Origin of the sequence: Edaphobacter flagellatus (assembly GCF_025264665.1) — a bacterium.
In the GTDB taxonomy this organism is placed as follows: Bacteria; Acidobacteriota; Terriglobia; order Terriglobales; family Acidobacteriaceae; genus Edaphobacter; species Edaphobacter flagellatus.
Window position 1 is genome coordinate 3,652,019 of sequence record NZ_CP073697.1, and the last position, 16,843, is coordinate 3,668,861.

At 51.7% G+C, this 16,843-nt stretch carries 11 protein-coding genes and 1 tRNA gene; 7 read left to right on the forward strand and 5 right to left on the reverse strand.

All coding sequences use genetic code 11. From position 1 onward, the window contains the following. Positions 1–6: 6 nt before the first annotated feature. On the forward strand, positions 7–885 hold the full coding sequence (locus tag KFE13_RS15335; RefSeq protein WP_260703975.1) for a 3-keto-disaccharide hydrolase: 879 nt from the start codon (positions 7–9) through the stop codon (positions 883–885). Between the two features lie 42 nt (positions 886–927). Next, positions 928–1,980, forward strand: a complete 1,053-nt coding sequence (locus tag KFE13_RS15340) for an aldose 1-epimerase family protein (protein WP_260703977.1) — start codon at positions 928–930, stop codon at positions 1,978–1,980. A gap of 8 nt (positions 1,981–1,988) precedes the next feature. Here KFE13_RS15340 and KFE13_RS15345 read toward each other — a convergent pair whose 3' ends face one another. The 4 genes from KFE13_RS15345 to KFE13_RS15360 form a co-directional block, all read right to left on the reverse strand. Beyond that, positions 1,989–3,983, reverse strand: a complete 1,995-nt coding sequence (locus KFE13_RS15345; RefSeq protein WP_260703978.1) for an ABC transporter permease/substrate-binding protein — start codon at positions 3,981–3,983, stop codon at positions 1,989–1,991. After that, the gene (locus KFE13_RS15350) at positions 3,973–4,923 is read right to left on the reverse strand and encodes an ABC transporter permease (protein ID WP_260703979.1); all 951 of its coding nucleotides are present in this window, start codon (positions 4,921–4,923) and stop codon (positions 3,973–3,975) included. The genes KFE13_RS15345 and KFE13_RS15350 overlap by 11 nt, the downstream gene beginning before the upstream one ends. After that, positions 4,920–6,467 carry a sugar ABC transporter ATP-binding protein gene (locus tag KFE13_RS15355; RefSeq protein ID WP_260703980.1) on the reverse strand — a complete coding sequence of 516 codons (1,548 nt, stop codon included), beginning with the start codon at positions 6,465–6,467 and terminating at the stop codon, positions 4,920–4,922. The genes KFE13_RS15350 and KFE13_RS15355 overlap by 4 nt, the downstream gene beginning before the upstream one ends. A gap of 65 nt (positions 6,468–6,532) precedes the next feature. After that, complete coding sequence (locus KFE13_RS15360; protein WP_260703983.1) at positions 6,533–7,675, reverse strand: LacI family DNA-binding transcriptional regulator; 1,143 nt, start codon at positions 7,673–7,675, stop codon at positions 6,533–6,535. 298 nt (positions 7,676–7,973) lie between these two features. Here KFE13_RS15360 and KFE13_RS15365 point away from each other — a divergent pair, with 298 nt between their 5' ends. The 4 genes from KFE13_RS15365 to KFE13_RS15380 all read left to right on the forward strand — a co-directional run bounded on the left by KFE13_RS15365 (position 7,974) and on the right by KFE13_RS15380 (position 15,302). Continuing rightward, the gene (locus tag KFE13_RS15365; RefSeq protein WP_260703985.1) at positions 7,974–11,447 is read left to right on the forward strand and encodes a TonB-dependent receptor; all 3,474 of its coding nucleotides are present in this window, start codon (positions 7,974–7,976) and stop codon (positions 11,445–11,447) included. Between the two features lie 265 nt (positions 11,448–11,712). Then, entirely contained in the window at positions 11,713–12,282 is a 570-nt protein-coding gene (locus KFE13_RS15370; RefSeq protein WP_260703991.1) for a ComEA family DNA-binding protein, read from the forward strand. Positions 12,283–12,724: 442 nt separating this feature from the next. Next, complete coding sequence (locus KFE13_RS15375) at positions 12,725–14,242, forward strand: glycoside hydrolase family 27 protein (protein ID WP_260703992.1); 1,518 nt, start codon at positions 12,725–12,727, stop codon at positions 14,240–14,242. Positions 14,243–14,297: 55 nt separating this feature from the next. After that, entirely contained in the window at positions 14,298–15,302 is a 1,005-nt protein-coding gene (locus KFE13_RS15380) for a LacI family DNA-binding transcriptional regulator (RefSeq protein WP_260703995.1), read from the forward strand. Between the two features lie 48 nt (positions 15,303–15,350). Here the strand turns inward: KFE13_RS15380 and KFE13_RS15385 are convergent. Beyond that, positions 15,351–15,442 (reverse strand) — tRNA-Ser (locus KFE13_RS15385). 31 nt (positions 15,443–15,473) lie between these two features. Here KFE13_RS15385 and queG point away from each other — a divergent pair. Then, on the forward strand, positions 15,474–16,670 hold the full coding sequence (gene queG / locus KFE13_RS15390; RefSeq protein WP_260703996.1) for a tRNA epoxyqueuosine(34) reductase QueG: 1,197 nt from the start codon (positions 15,474–15,476) through the stop codon (positions 16,668–16,670). The last annotated feature ends 173 nt before the right edge of the window (positions 16,671–16,843 follow it).

A 16,843-nucleotide genomic window follows, 5' to 3' on the forward strand; every position in this document is an offset into this window, starting at 1 on the left:
CATTATATGAATCGTCGTGCTCATTGGAATCGCAAGTTCTCTGCAATGGTCGCTGGTGTGTGTATTGCGACGACTGTAGGAACGGTGGCTGCGCAACAAAAAACTGCGCCCGCGGCAGCCAGCAGATTTATTCAGCCGGAGCCAATTGATTTCAACGACCATGAAGGGTGGACACAGATCTTTGATGGAAAGACTTTGAATGGATGGGATGGGCCATCGGAGGTCTGGCATGTTGAAGACGGGGCGATTGTTGGTGTGTCAAGCGACGCGCATCCCTCGGGGACGACCAACATCATCTGGCAGGGCGGGGAGGTCGATAATTTCAGACTTCGGGTGGAAATGAAGCTGGAGGGGGCCGGAGCGAATGGCGGTATCCAGTACCGCAGCAAGATTGTGCCACCGCAGATCCGACAGGTTCCTGCAGAGCGTCTCGCGCAAATGAATGATGAACAGAAGCAGAGGGTAAAGAAGAATCAAGACCTGCTTCTACAGCATGCCAAATGGAACCTTACGGGCTATCAGGCAGATTTTGATTACAACAATCGATACACAGGGCAGCTATATGAGCAGGACAGCCCTCGTGGAATCGTTGCGTGGCGAGGGCAGATGGTTGCAACTGAGCCAAACGTGAAGCCAAGGCTGTTGGCCACGCTAGGCAGCTCGGATGACCTGAAGTCCTTTATTAAGCCGGGCGAGTGGAACCAGTATGAGATTATTGCGGATGGCCACACATTGACCCATATTGTGAATGGCCATGTTATGGCTGTTCTTATTGATACCGATCCTAAGTTCTATGCGGCACAGGGAGTTCTTGCCTTTGAGATTGAAGGCGGTGGTGATGTTAAGATCTCGCATCGTAATATCTGGCTTAAGAAACTGCCGTAAAAACAAGGATGCCGCATATCACGAGAGGGGCTGAGTATTTGCATGAGCGGTGACGATTCCAGCAAGTCCTTATTGAAGTATGTGGGTCGTCTATCCCAATTGGGTGGAATTTCCAATTTTGTGCATGCAGATGGAAGGGCAAAAGGAACGTCGACTCTTCGCGTTCGTACTGCTGCAGGTTTCGAGTTCTGGGTTGTCCCCGACAGAGGGATGGATATCTATGAGGCGAGCTTTCTAGGGCAGTCTCTATGCTGGCACGCACCGCAAGGATTGGTCCACCCGGCATACTATTCCAATCGTGATCTGGAGTGGTTGAAGACCTTTTCTGGCGGATTGCTGACCACGTGTGGGCTTACAACCGTGGGCAGGCCCTCAATGGATGCTGGCGAGCAACTAGGCTTGCATGGTGTCATATCAAACACGCCTGCTGAGCAAGTCCATTGGTCAGAAACATGGGAGAAGGGCGATTGCTTCTTCGCGATCAAGGGGCAGGTTAGGGAAGCATCTGTGCACGGAGCAAATATGTTGCTTGAGCGTACAGTGAGCAGTTCGCTCAAGAGCAAAGGATTTGCTATTGAAGATATAGTGACGAATCAAGGAGTTCGCGATACACCACTGATGATTCTTTATCACTTCAACTTTGGTTATCCTCTGCTGACCTCGAACTCCAAAGTTTATGCTCCTTCGAAAAAAGCTCACTCGATTGATGCATTTTCAGCGGAGAGTGTGGACCAATGGGCAGTATTCGGAGAGCCAATGCGGAATATCGCGGAAAAGGTCTATTTTCATGAAATGGAAAAGAGCACTGACGGGTGCATTTCGATTGTGCTTGTGCGTGATAAGGACCGCGCAGATTTTGGAATTAAATTAATTTATGACGCAGCGTCTCTGACGCAATTTGTCCAATGGAAGATGACAGGTGAAAACCACTTTGTCCTTGGCCTGGAGCCCTCAAATTGCAGCACGCTAGGACGTCATACTGTGCGCGAACAAGGATTACTGGAAATGCTTCAGCCTGGTGAAAAGCGGAGATATTATCTGGAGCTGCAGGTTCTTGATTCAGCTGCGAAAGTGAGCGAAGCCATAGGCCAGTAAAAGCTGGTTTAGAAGGGCAGTTGGTCGATATTGCTTTTATTGATCAGCAGAGGCTTTCCGAGAATAATCTCATCATTCCTAATCTCTAAACGGCCGAGACGGCCAGCATAAACACTCGTGGCATCCTTGCGAATTGTTTTCATTGAATCGAGCCATCCTGCATAAACGGTAAGGTAGCCAAGATCGCGCGTATTCCAAAGAACAATGGACTGTACAGAACCGTTGTGAATATAAGATCTGCAGATTGATGGAAGAGACAGGCCAATAACATTAACTTTGCGGCCTGCCTGCTGGACCGCCTCGGCTGCTCCCGGGACTGCCGGCGCTGAGATAGCGATGATGAGTTTGACGTCTGGGTAGACTTTTAGAATGGTTTGAGTCTGTGAGAAAGATTTGTCGCGATCATCATCACTTGGAAGAACCGTTTCCAATTGCAGTGGAAGGTGTTTCTCGGCAACCGTGCTTTTAATGGATGCTATCCATTGATTTTGATTTTCGGCGCTCAATGCTCCTGTGATGATGGCGAATTTGCCGCCGCCGGGTAAGAGCCGTACTGCTTCTCCTACAAGAGCATCGGCTATTCCTTCTGGAGTGGCTTGATTAAGAAAGTAATCTCGCGCATCAGCCTCAGCATCTGCGTCCCACGTAAGTACTGCAATGTTATGTTCGCGAGCTTTGCGTAAAACGGTGGATATGCTGCCTTTATTTTCGACAGCAACAGCAATTGCATTCACACCTCTGGTGATCCAATTTTCGATCAATTCGTTCTGCTGTGAGGCGTCCAGGTTAGTTGGACCATCCCATATGAGATCGACATTAAGTTCACGGGCAGCTTCCTCGGCCCCGGCGCGGGCGCTTATGAAGTATGGATCTCCCTTTGCTTTGGGCATGACGGCTATTAGAGGGCGATGTCCTTCTTGTGCGCGTATGGATGAATCTGTGGCCCTTGAATGCTTAGAAAATTGATAGGTCAAGAATGCGAATGAAGCAACTACTGCAGAAAATGCTGAGATGGCAATAAGACGTCTGCGTTGGTTTGGCTTAGGTGCGCCCGCAGAGTTTTTTTGCGATAAATCCACAACCACTACGGCTAGAAGCAAAACCCCAGTAACTACGCCGGTAATCTCAGATGGAATGCTGAGAAGGTGCATGCCATTCTGAAGTGTAGTGATAAAGAAGAGCCCCAAGAGGGTTCCAGCGATTGTGCCACGCCCGCCAAGGACCGATGTTCCGCCGAGGACAACGGCCGTGATTGCCTGGAGCTCGAAGCCGGTGCCTAGATCGGACTTCGCAAGTCCGAGGTGTGAGACGTAGATCACTGCCACGAGGCCCGCAGTGAGTCCCGAGAGCAAATAGCAGATTGCAGTGTTACGGCCAACTGGAATGCCGGCGTAGCGGGCTCCGTCTGCATTAAAACCGATGGCGTAGAGACAGCGCCCGAGGATGGAACGATGCAGCAGAACAATATAAAAAACGACGACTGGGATGAATAGGAATAGTTGAAAAGGCACCACTCCAAGAAAGTATCCCTGTCCAAGGCGAAGGAATGATCCTGAATACCCCGTAAAACTTTGGGAGCCATGCGTGAGGCCTTCTGCTATGCCGCGATAGAGAGAGTAGGTCGCCAGCGTAACGATCAAAGGGGGGAGGCGGAATTTTGCGATCAGAGATGCGTTCAAAGATCCACAAAGGATACCGGTCAACAAGGCCAGTGTGATGGAAAGTGGAATCGAAAGCTGAGCATGGAAAGCCATCCCAAAAACGATGGAGCTTAACCCGACAATAGATCCAACGGACAGATCGATTCCGCCTGTAATCAAAATCGGGGTAAGTGCAACAGCCAGTAATCCTAATTCGACACTGTAACGAAGAATCTCAAACAGATTCTTCGAGGTAAGGAAGGATGGTGCTTTAAGGGCAAAGAAAGCGGTTATTGCAACAAGCGCCGCGATCAGGATTCGCAGATTATTGTATTTGGCCTTCTTTGTGAGATCAGCTTGCAAGGAGTTTGGCATCCTGTCTGCGATAGCTAGCAAGTGTGTCGGAGGCGATAGCGATTAGGATGATGCATCCCTGAATCGCCTTTTCCCAATAGGCATCGATGTGAAGGAAAGTCAGCGACGAGCTGATGCAGCCTAGCAGGATGACACCTAGTACCGTCCCCATGATGCTAGTGGAGCCACCTGTAATGACTGCTCCACCTATGGCGATCGCAGCGATGACTTTCATCTCTAACCCCAGACCTAAATTACTTGGGATCTGATTGAATCTGACGGCGTTTAGAACCGAAGATAAACCAGTAAGAGCGCCAGTTAGGGTGAAGACGGAGAAAACAACACGATTCGTATTAATTCCAACAATGCGAGCGGCGACTACATTGGAGCCGGTGGCAAAGACAACTCTTCCATAGCGCGTATATTGCAATCCTAGAGCAGCCGCCAGAATGAGAATGACAACACAAGCAAAGCAGGCAACTGTGTATGTCATTACATTTAGACCAAACCATTGAAAATGCTCAGGCAAGTTTACAATCCATGAACCCTGGGTCACCCAGCGTAGTCCGTCACGAAGAATAACCATCGTTGCCAGCGTTACTACGATAGAAGGAATGCGGAGATAAGACACCAGGGCACCGTTGATAGCTCCGAAGAGAGCTCCGAGCAAACAAGCGATCAATCCACTCATTAGTACAGGGATACCTTTCGCCGAACAGGCTCCCATTACGATGCTGGAGACCGCAAAGATTGAACCGACGGAGATATCGATGTGACCTGTCAGGATGATAAGGCTCATCCCGATGGCAACGATCATGACAGGCATGGTCGACAAAAATAGATCGGTAAAGTTTGCCCAGGTAAAGAAACCATCTGCGCATAGGGCAAGGACGGCCAATAGTGCAAGCGTGACAAGAAGAACCCCGGCCTCCTTGGTTCGTTGCTTCATTGGATCCGTACTCCTGCATCGCTGGAATGTCCGAAGGCCAGAGTCATGATGCGAGCCTGTGTAGCCTCTGAGCGATCCAAAATGCCTGCAATCGTTTTTTCGTGGAATACGGCAACGCGATCACACATCCCAACGATCTCAGGAAGTTCCGACGAGATCAGGATGATAGCTACGCCATCCTCGGCCATGTGGGAGATGAATTCATGGATTTCGGCTTTTGAGCCGACGTCGACTCCCTGCGTGGGTTCATCAAGGATCATAACTTTAGGTTTGATAGCCAGCCAGCGAGCAAGCGCTACCTTCTGCTGATTTCCGCCTGAGAGCTGCATAGCTGGAACAGATGTAGATGGAGTTTTGATATGCAAGCTGGACACGAAGCCTTCCGCAAGTGTCTTTTCAGCATGGTGATTAAGCAGCCCATAGCGAGAGACAGACTTCATGTTTGTGATAGCGATATTGGCTGATACGGTCATATCAAGAATCAGTCCATGTTGGCGCCGATCTTCAGGCAGATAGCCGATTCCAAGTTGGATCGCCTGCTTGGGAGACAAAATTTGTACTGAAGTGCCGCAAAGAGAAATAGTCGAATCGGTGGGACTGAGACCAAAGAGCGTCCTGGCAAGTTCTGTGCGGCCTGAACCTACCAGACCCGAAAATCCAAGAATCTCTCCTGCTTTAACCGAGAACGAAATATCGTGAAGACCCGTGGCCGTATGATGAAGGTTTTGTACGCAGAGTACGGTCTCGCGGATAGGAACGGAGCGCTTTGGGAATATGGATGCGACAGAGCGACCTACCATGAGGTGAATCAGTTCCTCACGGCTGATATCGCAGGTTCGTTTGCAGTCGATTGTCTGTCCATCTCGCAGAACCGTGATCCGATCTGAGATGGCTTGAATCTCGTGCAGACGGTGAGAGATATACACAATGCCGACGCCTTGCAGGCGTAGCTCCCGAACTATTCTGAAAAGGTTATCGACTTCTAATTGGGTAAGCAGCGCGGTCGGTTCATCCATAAATAGAATCTTCGACTGAGAACCAATAGCTTTTGCTATCTCAACAATTTGTTGCTCGGCCATGCTGAGTGATCCGGCTAATCTTTTTGGCTCAATTTGGGCGCCAAGTTGTTCAATGAGTTTTGCGGCGTGCGTATTGCGCGTTTGCCAGTTGATTTTCCAGGAGGATTTGTCGCTCTCCAGAGCAAGAGCAATGTTTTCTGCGACGCTGAGATGCGGGAAAAGGGAGGGCTGTTGATAGATTGCGGCTATTCCAATTGAACGGGCGTGGTCAGGATTATTGTCGATAACAGGTTGATTCTCTACTTCCAACTCGCCAGAATCGGCAGTGAGCGCACCGGTCACAATCTTGGTAAAGGTAGATTTTCCTGCCCCGTTTTCACCAATCAATGCATGTACTTCGCCTGCGAGCAGATCAAACGATATGCCTCGCAATGCTTTGACTCCAGAAAAATGCTTCGTAATCCCTCTTGCTCGTAGAAGAGAGTGTGATTCTACTAGTCGAGGATGTTCAGAGAAGTTCTGCATTTGGATAGCTGCATCTATATGAGACGTCTCACTTTAGGAGATTGTCGCGATGCATGTCAATGCTGTCAGCGACGAATCCGTTGTGCTGCCAAACCTTTTTTTCGTGCGGTTTCGTCTTGCGATGTCTGGATGAGAGAAGCTCCGGATGATTCTCTCACTTTGATGGTTGCCGGAAGACGAACTTTTTCTCGAGGCGCGGATTCTCCGCGTTCGATCCTATCCAGCAAAACCTCAACTGCTCGATAGCCCATATCGAAGGTCGGCTGTACGACGGAGGTAATCCCGGGTTGAAAGAAGTCTTCGGCAGTTATTTCATCGAAGGTAACAAAGGAAAAATTCTTGGGGGTACTCATCCCGATGGAGTAGAGACTACGAAGTGCAGCGAGTCCTGTTACGCCATTCGTTGCAAAGAGAGCGGATGGCCGACCAGCGGGCTTCAACATCCCATTCTGGCATAACCTGGCCACATCGTCCTGTTCAAAGCTGCCGCTCCACACAAGGGAACGCTGAGTAGAGATGCCTCCGCGTTGCAATGCCTGCCGGTAGCCACGCAGACGTTCCTGCTCGTTGCGAAGTGTAAGGGGGCCAGTGATTGCCGCAATCTGTGTGTGCCCTAGAGCTAGCAAGTGAGAGATCGCCATCTCGGCTGCTCCACAGTCGTCAACACAGACTGAGTCGACATCAAGATCTGCTGGAAGCCGGTCAAGGCAGACAATTGGCAGTTGAGAGGTGAATGCACTCCATCGCTCTGGGGTTAGGTCTTGACCGCTGGCTGTAACCAGTAGAATTCCTTCGACACGTTGCGCGCGGAGCAACGCAATCATATCGGATTCGCGATCAGAGCTGCCCTCGGAGTCGAGAACGATCAAAAAGTATCCTCTCTCCCGAGCTGCGGATTCTGCGCCACGAATGATCTTCGGGAAAAAGGGAATAGTGATATCGGGGACAACGATTCCTAGAGTGCGTGTTCTGTTCGTTCGCAAACTGCGGGCGATCAAATTCGGTTGATAATTCAGAACTTTGATTGCTTCCAGAACCTTCTGGCGTGATTTTTCGCTGACCTTTGTGGAGCCACTTATAACGTTGGACACCGTGCCGGAAGATACCCCCGCCAGCTTGGCCAGTTCTTTTTGTGTGGGCGGCATAATGACAAATCCTACATGATGCTTCGTTTTGAGCAGGGAGCAATGCCAAGTCTTCTCAATCATCCGAAATTGAGACGATTTCAGATACTCCACAAAATGAGGGCCAGTTCCCCTATAGAAAATGGTTCAAGGGTAAAAGAAATCTTCTTGACAGCGCTGATATGGCATGGATAGTATCCTCGACGATAAAAATGAGACGTCTCATATCGTCTTGAACTAGTCACTGCAGAACTTCACATCAAGCACAACCCGGGCCGAGACGCCCGGACATTTGGAGGCCACTCCCATGAATTTCCTGGTAGGTCAGGGTAGTCAAGCCCTATGGAATTCTGTTGTAGATCGAACCTCTGGTAGCAATTCAATGTTTCGGACTATACGTTCGCTGATGCTTACGTTTGTAGTGGCAATGGCGCCGTTCACCGTAGCTCCGATGGTTGCCTCCTTCGCATACGGACAGGCTAGTTCCAGTTCCGACGCCGCAGGCAGAGTGACGGATGCAACGGGCGCTTCGGTCCCCGGGGCTGTCGTACATCTGACCAATAATGCCACCGGAGCCGAGCGTATCGCGAAGACCAACGATAACGGAGACTGGTCTATCCCGAACCTTCCCCCAGCCAATTACAAGGTGCGCATCGAGAAGGAGGGCTTCAAGACAGTTCAAATTCCTTCACTCGACGTTGAAATCGGCAAGACCGCTAATGGTTCTGTGACACTCAGCGTTGGTGAACGAAGTGAGACGGTTGAGGTGAGCACGCTGCCGCCGCAGTTGCAGACGCAGGAAGCGACGGTTGGCCAGGTCATCGATCAAAAGCAGATTAATGACCTCCCGTTGAATGGCCGTAACGTACTCCAACTGGCAACTCTTGCGCCGGGGGTTTCGCCAGCGCAGGGCGGTCAGACGGGAACACCCGGCCAGTTCGGCACACGGTCGCTCTACATTACGGTCGATGGCGGACGTGGCTCGTCGACGAACTATGTGCTCGACGGTACTTATGTTCGATCGGTTCGCTTCAACGTAATGTCGTTGCAACCGAACACGGATACGCTGCAGGAATTCAACCTTCTCCGTTCAACCTACTCCACGGAGTACGGCCAGGGGCAGGCGGTTGTCTCGATGGTGACAAAGTCCGGCACAAATTCCATTCATGGCACAGGTTACGAGTTCGCGCGTAATTCGATCTTCGACGCACGCAATTATTTTGCGCCAACTTATAGCGTTATCAACGGCCAACAGATCTTCAATCCAAAGCCGGACTTCCATCGCCACCAATTTGGCGGCACGTTGGGCTTCCCCATCATCAAAGACCGCCTGTTTATGTTTGGTGGTTATGAAGGACAGCGTTCCTCCAAAGGAACAGTGTTGACTGCTTTGTTCCCAACACAAAATGAACTGAACGGTACCTGGGATGCCAACAGCAGCCAGGCGCTTCCTGGCCCGAACGGCCCTGGTGGATTCCAATACAGCAAGACGAATCCAGCCAACTTCGCCGTAACAAGTCAAGCTGCTTTAGCGCTAAATCCTACTTACCCGGTTCTTACTTCAGACGCGACGACCGTTCTTGGGACCTCCAACTACACATTGACAAAGCCTTTCCAGGATAACTATGACCAGTACACCATCCGTGGCGACTGGACAATGAGCCAGAAGAGTCAGCTCTTCGGCCGTTACATTAACTTTGATTCTCTTCAGGCAAGCCCACAGGTAAGTGGAGCAACTCAAAATAATCCTCTGCTCGGCCGCAATGCTGTACTTGGACACACCTACCTGTTTAGCTCCAAGCTTGTAAACGAGGCCCGTATCGGTTGGAATGAGTTCTACAACATCACTCTTGGTGTGCTTGCGTTCCCGGGGAAGAACTGGGCGGCGGCGGAGGGGCTCAACAATCTCACCGCTCTGACGGCTCCTAACCAGAACGGACGTGCTGCGTTCACAATTCAGAACTACACAAGCGCAGCCGATTTTGGCGGTAACTCCGCGGGAGATCAGGGGGATCATGAAAACGTCATCAGTGTCGGTGATTCCGTCTCCTATGTGCTTTCCAAGCACACGCTGAAGGGGGGCTTCCAATACCAGAACCGCCGGCTGTGGCAGATTGCTGATAACAACGCCCGTGGTGCCGCCACGTTCGATAACTGCACCTCGGCGACCTATGCCAAAATCAATGGTGTACAGTATGTTCCAACCAGCCCGGATGATGCCAATAACGTGACGTCAGTGGGTAACTGCCCGATTGGCCAGAAGGGGTATCAACTCAACGGAACCTGGTATTTCTACAACAAGTTTCAGAACTACGCGCGCGGCATGTGCACTTCCGGATGCAATGGCAACGCGGGTACCACGCTGGGGCATTATCGCGACAACACATATGGCGCCTTTATTAATGACATCTGGCAGGTTGGTCACGGCCTGACTGTGAATGCCGGCATGCGTTGGGAGTACAACTCTCCATGGATCGAACAGAATGGGCTGGAAGGAACGCTTGATCCAGGTACGGGGCTAATCACCTTTGTGAAGATCCCGAGTATCATTCCGGCTGCATATAGGAAATACATCGATTTCAGCCGAACCTACCAACCGGGTATTGTGCAGCCCAAGAAACTCGGCTTCATGCCGCGTATCGGAATCGCATACGAAGCGCGGCCTGGGACGGTGATCCGCGCCGGCTTCGGCATCTATCTCGACAATCTAAACACCAACGAGCTGCAGTTCACTCGATATGCTGCCCCGCTGTATTTTCAGCAAAATTTTGCCAACGTGTCCACCAACGGACTTTTCCCCGATCCAACCACCGCCACGCAAATTCCGTCTCCCTTTTCGATCCGTCCGGACAATAGCCGTCCCATTACGCAGGAATGGAACATGAGCCTTCAGCAGGATCTCGGCAACGGACTGATATTGGAGATTGCGTACACGGGCAGCAATACACATCACTCGTGGAAGCGTTATGACCAGAACATGTACATCCAGTACCCGTTCCAAATCCCAACAACCTTAGTCCGTCCGTATCCGCAGTTTGGTAATGGAGTGCTGACAAGCGCTACGTACGGATCGGCTAACTTTAATGGCGGCTCGATCAAGGTGGAGAAGCGTAACAAGAACGGCTTCTATTACCTGGGCAGCTATCAATGGTCGAAGAATCTGGATAATTTCTCTGGTGAGGCAGCTGCTAACGACTCTTCGTATGCAACGACGATGTCGTTTGACCATTCCTACTCGAACTTCGATACTCGCAGCCGTGCCGTGATCTCAGGTGGATATGCGCTTCCGTTCGGCAAGGGCAAAGCGTTCCTGCAGGGCCCGGTCAGTACAGCGCTTCTAGGCGGTTGGAGCTTCCAGCCAGCGGTCCAGTTGCGCACGGGCTATCCATTCAATATCTCTGGATCCGGTTGTACTTTTGCGAACAATATCTCTTGCCGTGTCTTCCTCGCGCCGAACCGCACGTTAGCGAGCGCGTACAAGAGCAGAGGCGCCAGGTCTATCAGCAACTGGTTTGATCCTACGGCCTTCTCGCAGGATCCGGTTCTGGCAACCTTTAGTGGCACACCGGGAGCGTATGTCTCCGCTACTCGCCCGCAACCGAATCTGCAGGGATGGGTGACACGTAACGTATTACGGGGACCTGGAACCGTATCGTTTGATCTATCGGCTATCAAAAGCTTCAAGATTCGTGAACGTTTTACGACGCAATTCCGAGCCGAGGCCTACAACATCATCAACACAGGCATCTTCTCTAACCCCTCGGGAGCGCTAGGCACGCCTTCAGCCGTTGCAAAGATCACCTCGACCTCGATGGATAACCGCAGTATTCAGCTTGGCCTTAAAGTGCTGTTCTAAAACGGATAAACATGGCCGTCAAACATGCGACGATGTCCATGATTTACCGCGATCTATTGGACAACGGCCAAAGGCTATCCATGTGCGGATAGCCTTTGGCTTTTAGTCGTGACTGCGAACTGCGCGCGACAGCGATTGCATCAGGTTAAAATGATTCAATAAATTGAGCATCGCCCTGCAATGATGGGTTAATGATCGGTAACAACCCTCTTGCTTCTATCGTGCGTCTTAAGTCCAGGCATTAGATACCAAGGTATTGATAAAAATGAACAAGTCGAAGGTTTTGCGCGAAAGATCTATAAGAATTGTTGCGGTCAGTCTGCTTATATTGGGGACTGGAATTGTGATCGCATCATCTGCAGTGCTGGCATCGTCGCAGACTCCCGCTGGAGAGCAATCTGCAGCTTCGGGACAATCGAAGCCCAGCTCACAATATTCTCGACTTCCTGAGGGCCCCGGAAAAGATACTTTGATTCGCGTGTGTGGGAAGTGTCATTCGCCTACCAATGTGATTGCGAACGGGCAGAGCCGCGATGGCTGGGAGGCGGAAATTACAAAAATGGCCGGCTTCGGCGCGTCTGCTTCCGATGAGGAGTTCACTGAGATTCTCGACTATCTCGCTAAGAATTTCCCCCCGGTAACAGGAAAGATCAACATGAATAAGGTCACTGCCGCAGACCTTGAGTCGCAACTTGGCTTCTCTGGAAAGCAGGCTGGCGATATTGTTGCTTACCGGGAAAAGAATGGTGCTTTCAAATCGATCGAGGACGTCAAAAAGGTTCCCGGATTGGATGCAAAAGAGGTGGATGTGCGGAAAAACCGTATGACCTTTTAGGCATTTTTTGAGTCCTGATATCGAGGACACTCTGCTTCCTTGGCAAAGGATCAGGGCCGGATCTTTGTAGAATCCGGCCCTGATTATTTTAAAGTACGTATATGTGTCGTTTCAGGTATAGATTGAAATCGATTTCATGGCCTGATCATTTCTGTGGATAGGTTCAAATCCCGATCCTCAGTGAGTAAGAGGCTTAGTAACCCAAGAAAAAACGCATAATTCCTATGATTTTGTAATCGGATTGCCATTAATTTTGCCTATTCGGGATGAATTCGTTTACATTGTTTCGCGTTTGAAAGAATCGCAGGTGGATGGTGGCCTACCTGAAGTCCAGCTTTGTTCTATGCCAGAAAGAGGGAAATGATTGATGCGAATACCCATGATCTCCATGCCAATACGTGTTCAATATCAGTCGATCGTGCGAAGGGTTACTTGTGTCCTTTTGGCGAGTGCGATCGTCGTTCCGGCGTTCGCGCAATCAGGCCTGACGGGCTATTGGAACTTCCGCTCACCGAATGGGGATGGAACTTACCGGGAGACATTCTTCCAACTGGAACAAAATGGTGAAAACCTTTCAGGTAAGTGGCTTGGTCGCGATCCATCCGGCATCCCGATCGAAGGCACCATCAAAGGAGATATCGTCCACTTCGCTACCGTTCCTCCTCCTCCGCAACCTGGAGCTCCAGCTGGAGGTTTTGGTCGCCGACCCGTCGTCTACGACGGCACCTTCCATGATGGAAAGATGACTTTGACCTCGCAGGGATACCGAGGTCAAAACATCAAGGGTGATGCGGAGCGGACAACGAGTGAAGCAGCGATGCCTCCAGCCCCGCTTCCTTTGCCTGCCTTGAGGAACGTGCCCGACAACGGTTTGGTGCGTACGCCGCCGATGGGTTGGAATAGCTGGAACAAGTTCGCAGGCAGAATTACAGATAAGGATGTTCGCGAGATAGCCGATGCCATGGTCGCCAGCGGCATGAGCAAACTCGGCTATGTCTACATCAATATTGACGACACCTGGGAAGCAGGCCGGGACGCCGAAGGAAATATCCTCACCAATACGAAGTTCCCCGACATGAAAGGTCTTGTCGACTATGTGCATTCAAAGGGATTAAAGATCGGAATTTACTCTTCGCCGGGGCCGAAGACATGTGCCGGCTATACCGGCAGTTTTGGCCATGAGATTCAGGATGCCAAGATGTATGCCAAGTGGGGTATCGATTACCTGAAATATGACCTGTGCAGTGCACGCAACATCTACTCTTCAACCGAAGCGAACCACCGCGCCCTTTACCAGAAGATGGGCGAGGCGTTGCAGTCGACTGGACGCCCCATTGTCTTCAGCCTCTGCCAGTATGGAGAAAATGCTCCCTGGAAATGGGGGACACTCGTCGGCGGCAATCTTTGGAGGACTACAGGCGACATACGCGATGCATGGGACTCCATGGATAAGATCGGCTTCTCACAGTTGGAGATCGCTTCGTATACGCGACCTGGTCATTGGAACGATCCGGATATGCTGGAGATCGGTAACGGCGGTATGAATGCTGACGAATATCGCACGCACATGAGCCTGTGGTCAATGCTTTCGGCTCCGCTGATTGCGGGCAACGATATCCGCAATATGTCAGAGGAAACAAAATCGATTCTCATGAACACCGAAGTCATCGCTGTTGACCAGGACCCGGCAGCGCTACCGACAAAGAGTCTCGAAAAAGATGGAAGTATGGAGACGCTCGTTCGCAAGATGAAAGATGGCTCCTTCGTTGTAGGTATCTTCAACCGAAGCGAGCAGCCAGCCTCTGCTAGCCTTTCCTTCAGCAGCATTGACCCGGCGTTTGCCGGTAAATCGTTGCGTGTCCGCGACCTTTGGAAGCACGAAAACGTCTCTGTCAAAGGAGATAAATTTGAAACTTCAGTTCCCAGGCATGGTGTTGTTCTTTTGCGTGTGAGCAAATAGACAGAATGCTGAGGTGGTCGTAGCGAAATGATCGCGGCAGAGAGGACGATCGTAGATGAACATCCGGCAGGTAGCTAAGGCAGCTGGTGTCTCCTCGGCCACCGTTTCGCGTGTCTTTACCGGTTCAGCCACGGTTGATCCGGCTACTGCCCGCAGAGTGCACAAAGTAGCTAAGCAAATTGGTTACTTTCCCAATACCTATGCGCGCGCACTCAGCTCTGGAAAGAGCAATACTTACGGTCTCATCATCTCTGATATCGCTAACCCGTTTTTCCCAGACCTAGTAAAGTCCTTCGAGCACCAAGCGTTGGAATATGACTACGAGACGCTCGTTGTCGATACAAACTATGACCTCAAGCGGATGGAGCAGTGTATTCGTCGTCTAGTCGAACACAAGGTCGATGGTGTTGCCATCATGACTTCGGAGATGGAGCCCAGGTTAGTTCAGATTCTCAGTCGTCGTGAGATACCAATAGTCTTTCTCGATACGGGAAAGGTCGGGCCTCATATCAGCAACATCTCCATCGATTATGAGCATGGAATCGACCTGGCCATCGATCATCTCCTCCAGTTTGGACACAAGCGCATCGCTCTCATTCAGGGACCACCTGCTCTTAGGTCTGCAGCGGCGCGGCGCAATGCATTTATTGCTGCTCTGAAGCGTCGCAACATTACACTTCCGCACGAATACATTCGCATCGGGAATCACGGCGTCGATGGTGGGCAGGCTGCTATGAACGAGCTGCTTGATCTTCGCATTCGGCCGACTGCGATAATGTGTTCCAACGACCTGACGGCGATCGGTGCTCTTAATGTCGCGCACTTGCGCGGGATACAGATTCCAAAAGAGATCTCACTCGTGGGTTTCGATGACATCCAATTGAGCAGCGTCATGCAGCCGCCTCTCACTACAATCCGTGTTTCGCGTATAGAGATCGCAACCCGTGCCTTCACCGCTCTTTATGGCACGGCCAAAGGCTCTAAGGTGCGGGGAGTCAATCATGTCATCTCAACCGAGCTGGTGGCGCGAGCATCGACCGGACCCGTGGCAGGCGGGTAGTTCCGATAACTATTGGCCTAGTTGCAGGAGAATTTACAGGGAAGTGAGTGGCGGAGAGGGAGGGATTCGAACCCCCGATAGCCTTACGACTATGTCTGATTTCGAGTCAGGTGCATTCAACCGGGCTCTGCCACCTCTCCGTGACTTCATTTTATCCTGAATTTGCGCCTGGTGAAAGTAAGCGGCGCGCGGAGCAGTCAGGTGCAGGGTGTATGGACCCCACAGTTCGTCGAGAAGGTACGGGAGCTTGCAGCCCAGGTGGGTTTTGATCGCGCCGAAGTGGCTCCGCTCGATGGCGCCTTCCGTGATGCGGATGCTTTGGATTCCGAGCGTTTCTCCGCGTGGATCGCGGCCGGCCGTGCCGGTGAGATGGAGTATCTCAAGCGCCGCGACGAGCGGGGAATTCTCCTGCGTGCCAACGTGCAAGTCGCCATGCCCTGGGCACAATCTGTCGTCGTCTGCGCCATAAACTATAACGCCTTTGCGCCGCGTTCTATCGACCAGGCGCCCGCCGAGACCGGATGGATTGCTCGCTATGCCTGGAGTGGTCGTCGCCAGCCCGGCGACGACCAGTTACAGCCAACCGACTATCATGACGAGCTGCTCCATCGGCTGCGCACGCTGGAAGACGCGATCAAGCAGAACACCCCCTGCGAAACGCGTTGCTATGTTGACACCGGTCCTCTGGTTGAGCGTTCGATTGCTGCTCGCGCCGGTATCGGCTGGATCGGTAAGAATGCCTGCGTCATTAATCAGGAGCTTGGCTCATGGCTTCTTCTTGGAGTCATCATTACCTCGCTCCCTGTTGCCGATGCAGTTTCTGTTGCTACTGCGGCAGACCGTTGTGGCAGCTGCACCCGCTGCATCGACGCATGTCCAACGGATGCTCTTGTCGCGCCGCGACAAATGGATGCCTCCCGTTGTATTGCTTACCTCACCATTGAGAAGAAGGGAAGCATTCCCGAACCGTTGCGCGCGCCCATCGGTCGTCAGGTTTTCGGTTGCGATATCTGCCAGGATGTTTGTCCGTGGAACCGTCGTGCTCCCGTTGCCGTAAAGGATGGTATGACGCCGCGGCCCGAGCTGGTCAACCCGCCGCTCGCCTGGCTCGCCGGTCTGGATGCGAAGGGCTTTCGCGAACAGTTCAAAGGTTCGCCCTTAGAGCGTACGCGTCGCAAACGGCTTCTTAGGAATGTTGCTATCGCGATGGGCAACAGCGGCGATCCAGCATTTTTACCGCAGTTGGAGCAGTGGAGCGCAAGTGAAGATGAGGTGCTGGCTGAGAGCGCTCAATGGGCAATGAAGCGAATCGATAGCTACGACCACATGGGCGCAGAAGGCCACTCTGGCAGCCTGCCTGCATCCTGAACTGCCTTCTTCTCTCTGCTAGCATCGAAACTGATGCTCAGAGGAGACGCGGGCTCCTGCAACCTAACTATCCTTATTCCGTCTTCTCTATATATGTCTTCGATCCTCCCTCCTAAAGCCGATACCGACGCTACCTTAGCGTCAGGCCCGCAGTCTGACCAGATCCGGGCTCA

Bases quoted from the DNA above. Each gene is read 5' to 3' on its own strand.
- KFE13_RS15335 (WP_260703975.1), top strand. From the start codon at position 7: ATGAATCGTCGTGCTCATTGGAATCGCAAGTTCTCTGCAATGGTCGCT.
- KFE13_RS15340 (WP_260703977.1), top strand. From the start codon at position 928: ATGAGCGGTGACGATTCCAGCAAGTCCTTATTGAAGTATGTGGGTCGT.
- KFE13_RS15350 (WP_260703979.1), bottom strand. From the start codon at position 4,923: ATGAAGCAACGAACCAAGGAGGCCGGGGTTCTTCTTGTCACGCTTGCA.
- KFE13_RS15355 (WP_260703980.1), bottom strand. From the start codon at position 6,467: ATGCAGAACTTCTCTGAACATCCTCGACTAGTAGAATCACACTCTCTT.
- KFE13_RS15360 (WP_260703983.1), bottom strand. From the start codon at position 7,675: ATGATTGAGAAGACTTGGCATTGCTCCCTGCTCAAAACGAAGCATCAT.
- KFE13_RS15365 (WP_260703985.1), top strand. From the start codon at position 7,974: ATGTTTCGGACTATACGTTCGCTGATGCTTACGTTTGTAGTGGCAATG.
- KFE13_RS15370 (WP_260703991.1), top strand. From the start codon at position 11,713: ATGAACAAGTCGAAGGTTTTGCGCGAAAGATCTATAAGAATTGTTGCG.
- KFE13_RS15380 (WP_260703995.1), top strand. From the start codon at position 14,298: ATGAACATCCGGCAGGTAGCTAAGGCAGCTGGTGTCTCCTCGGCCACC.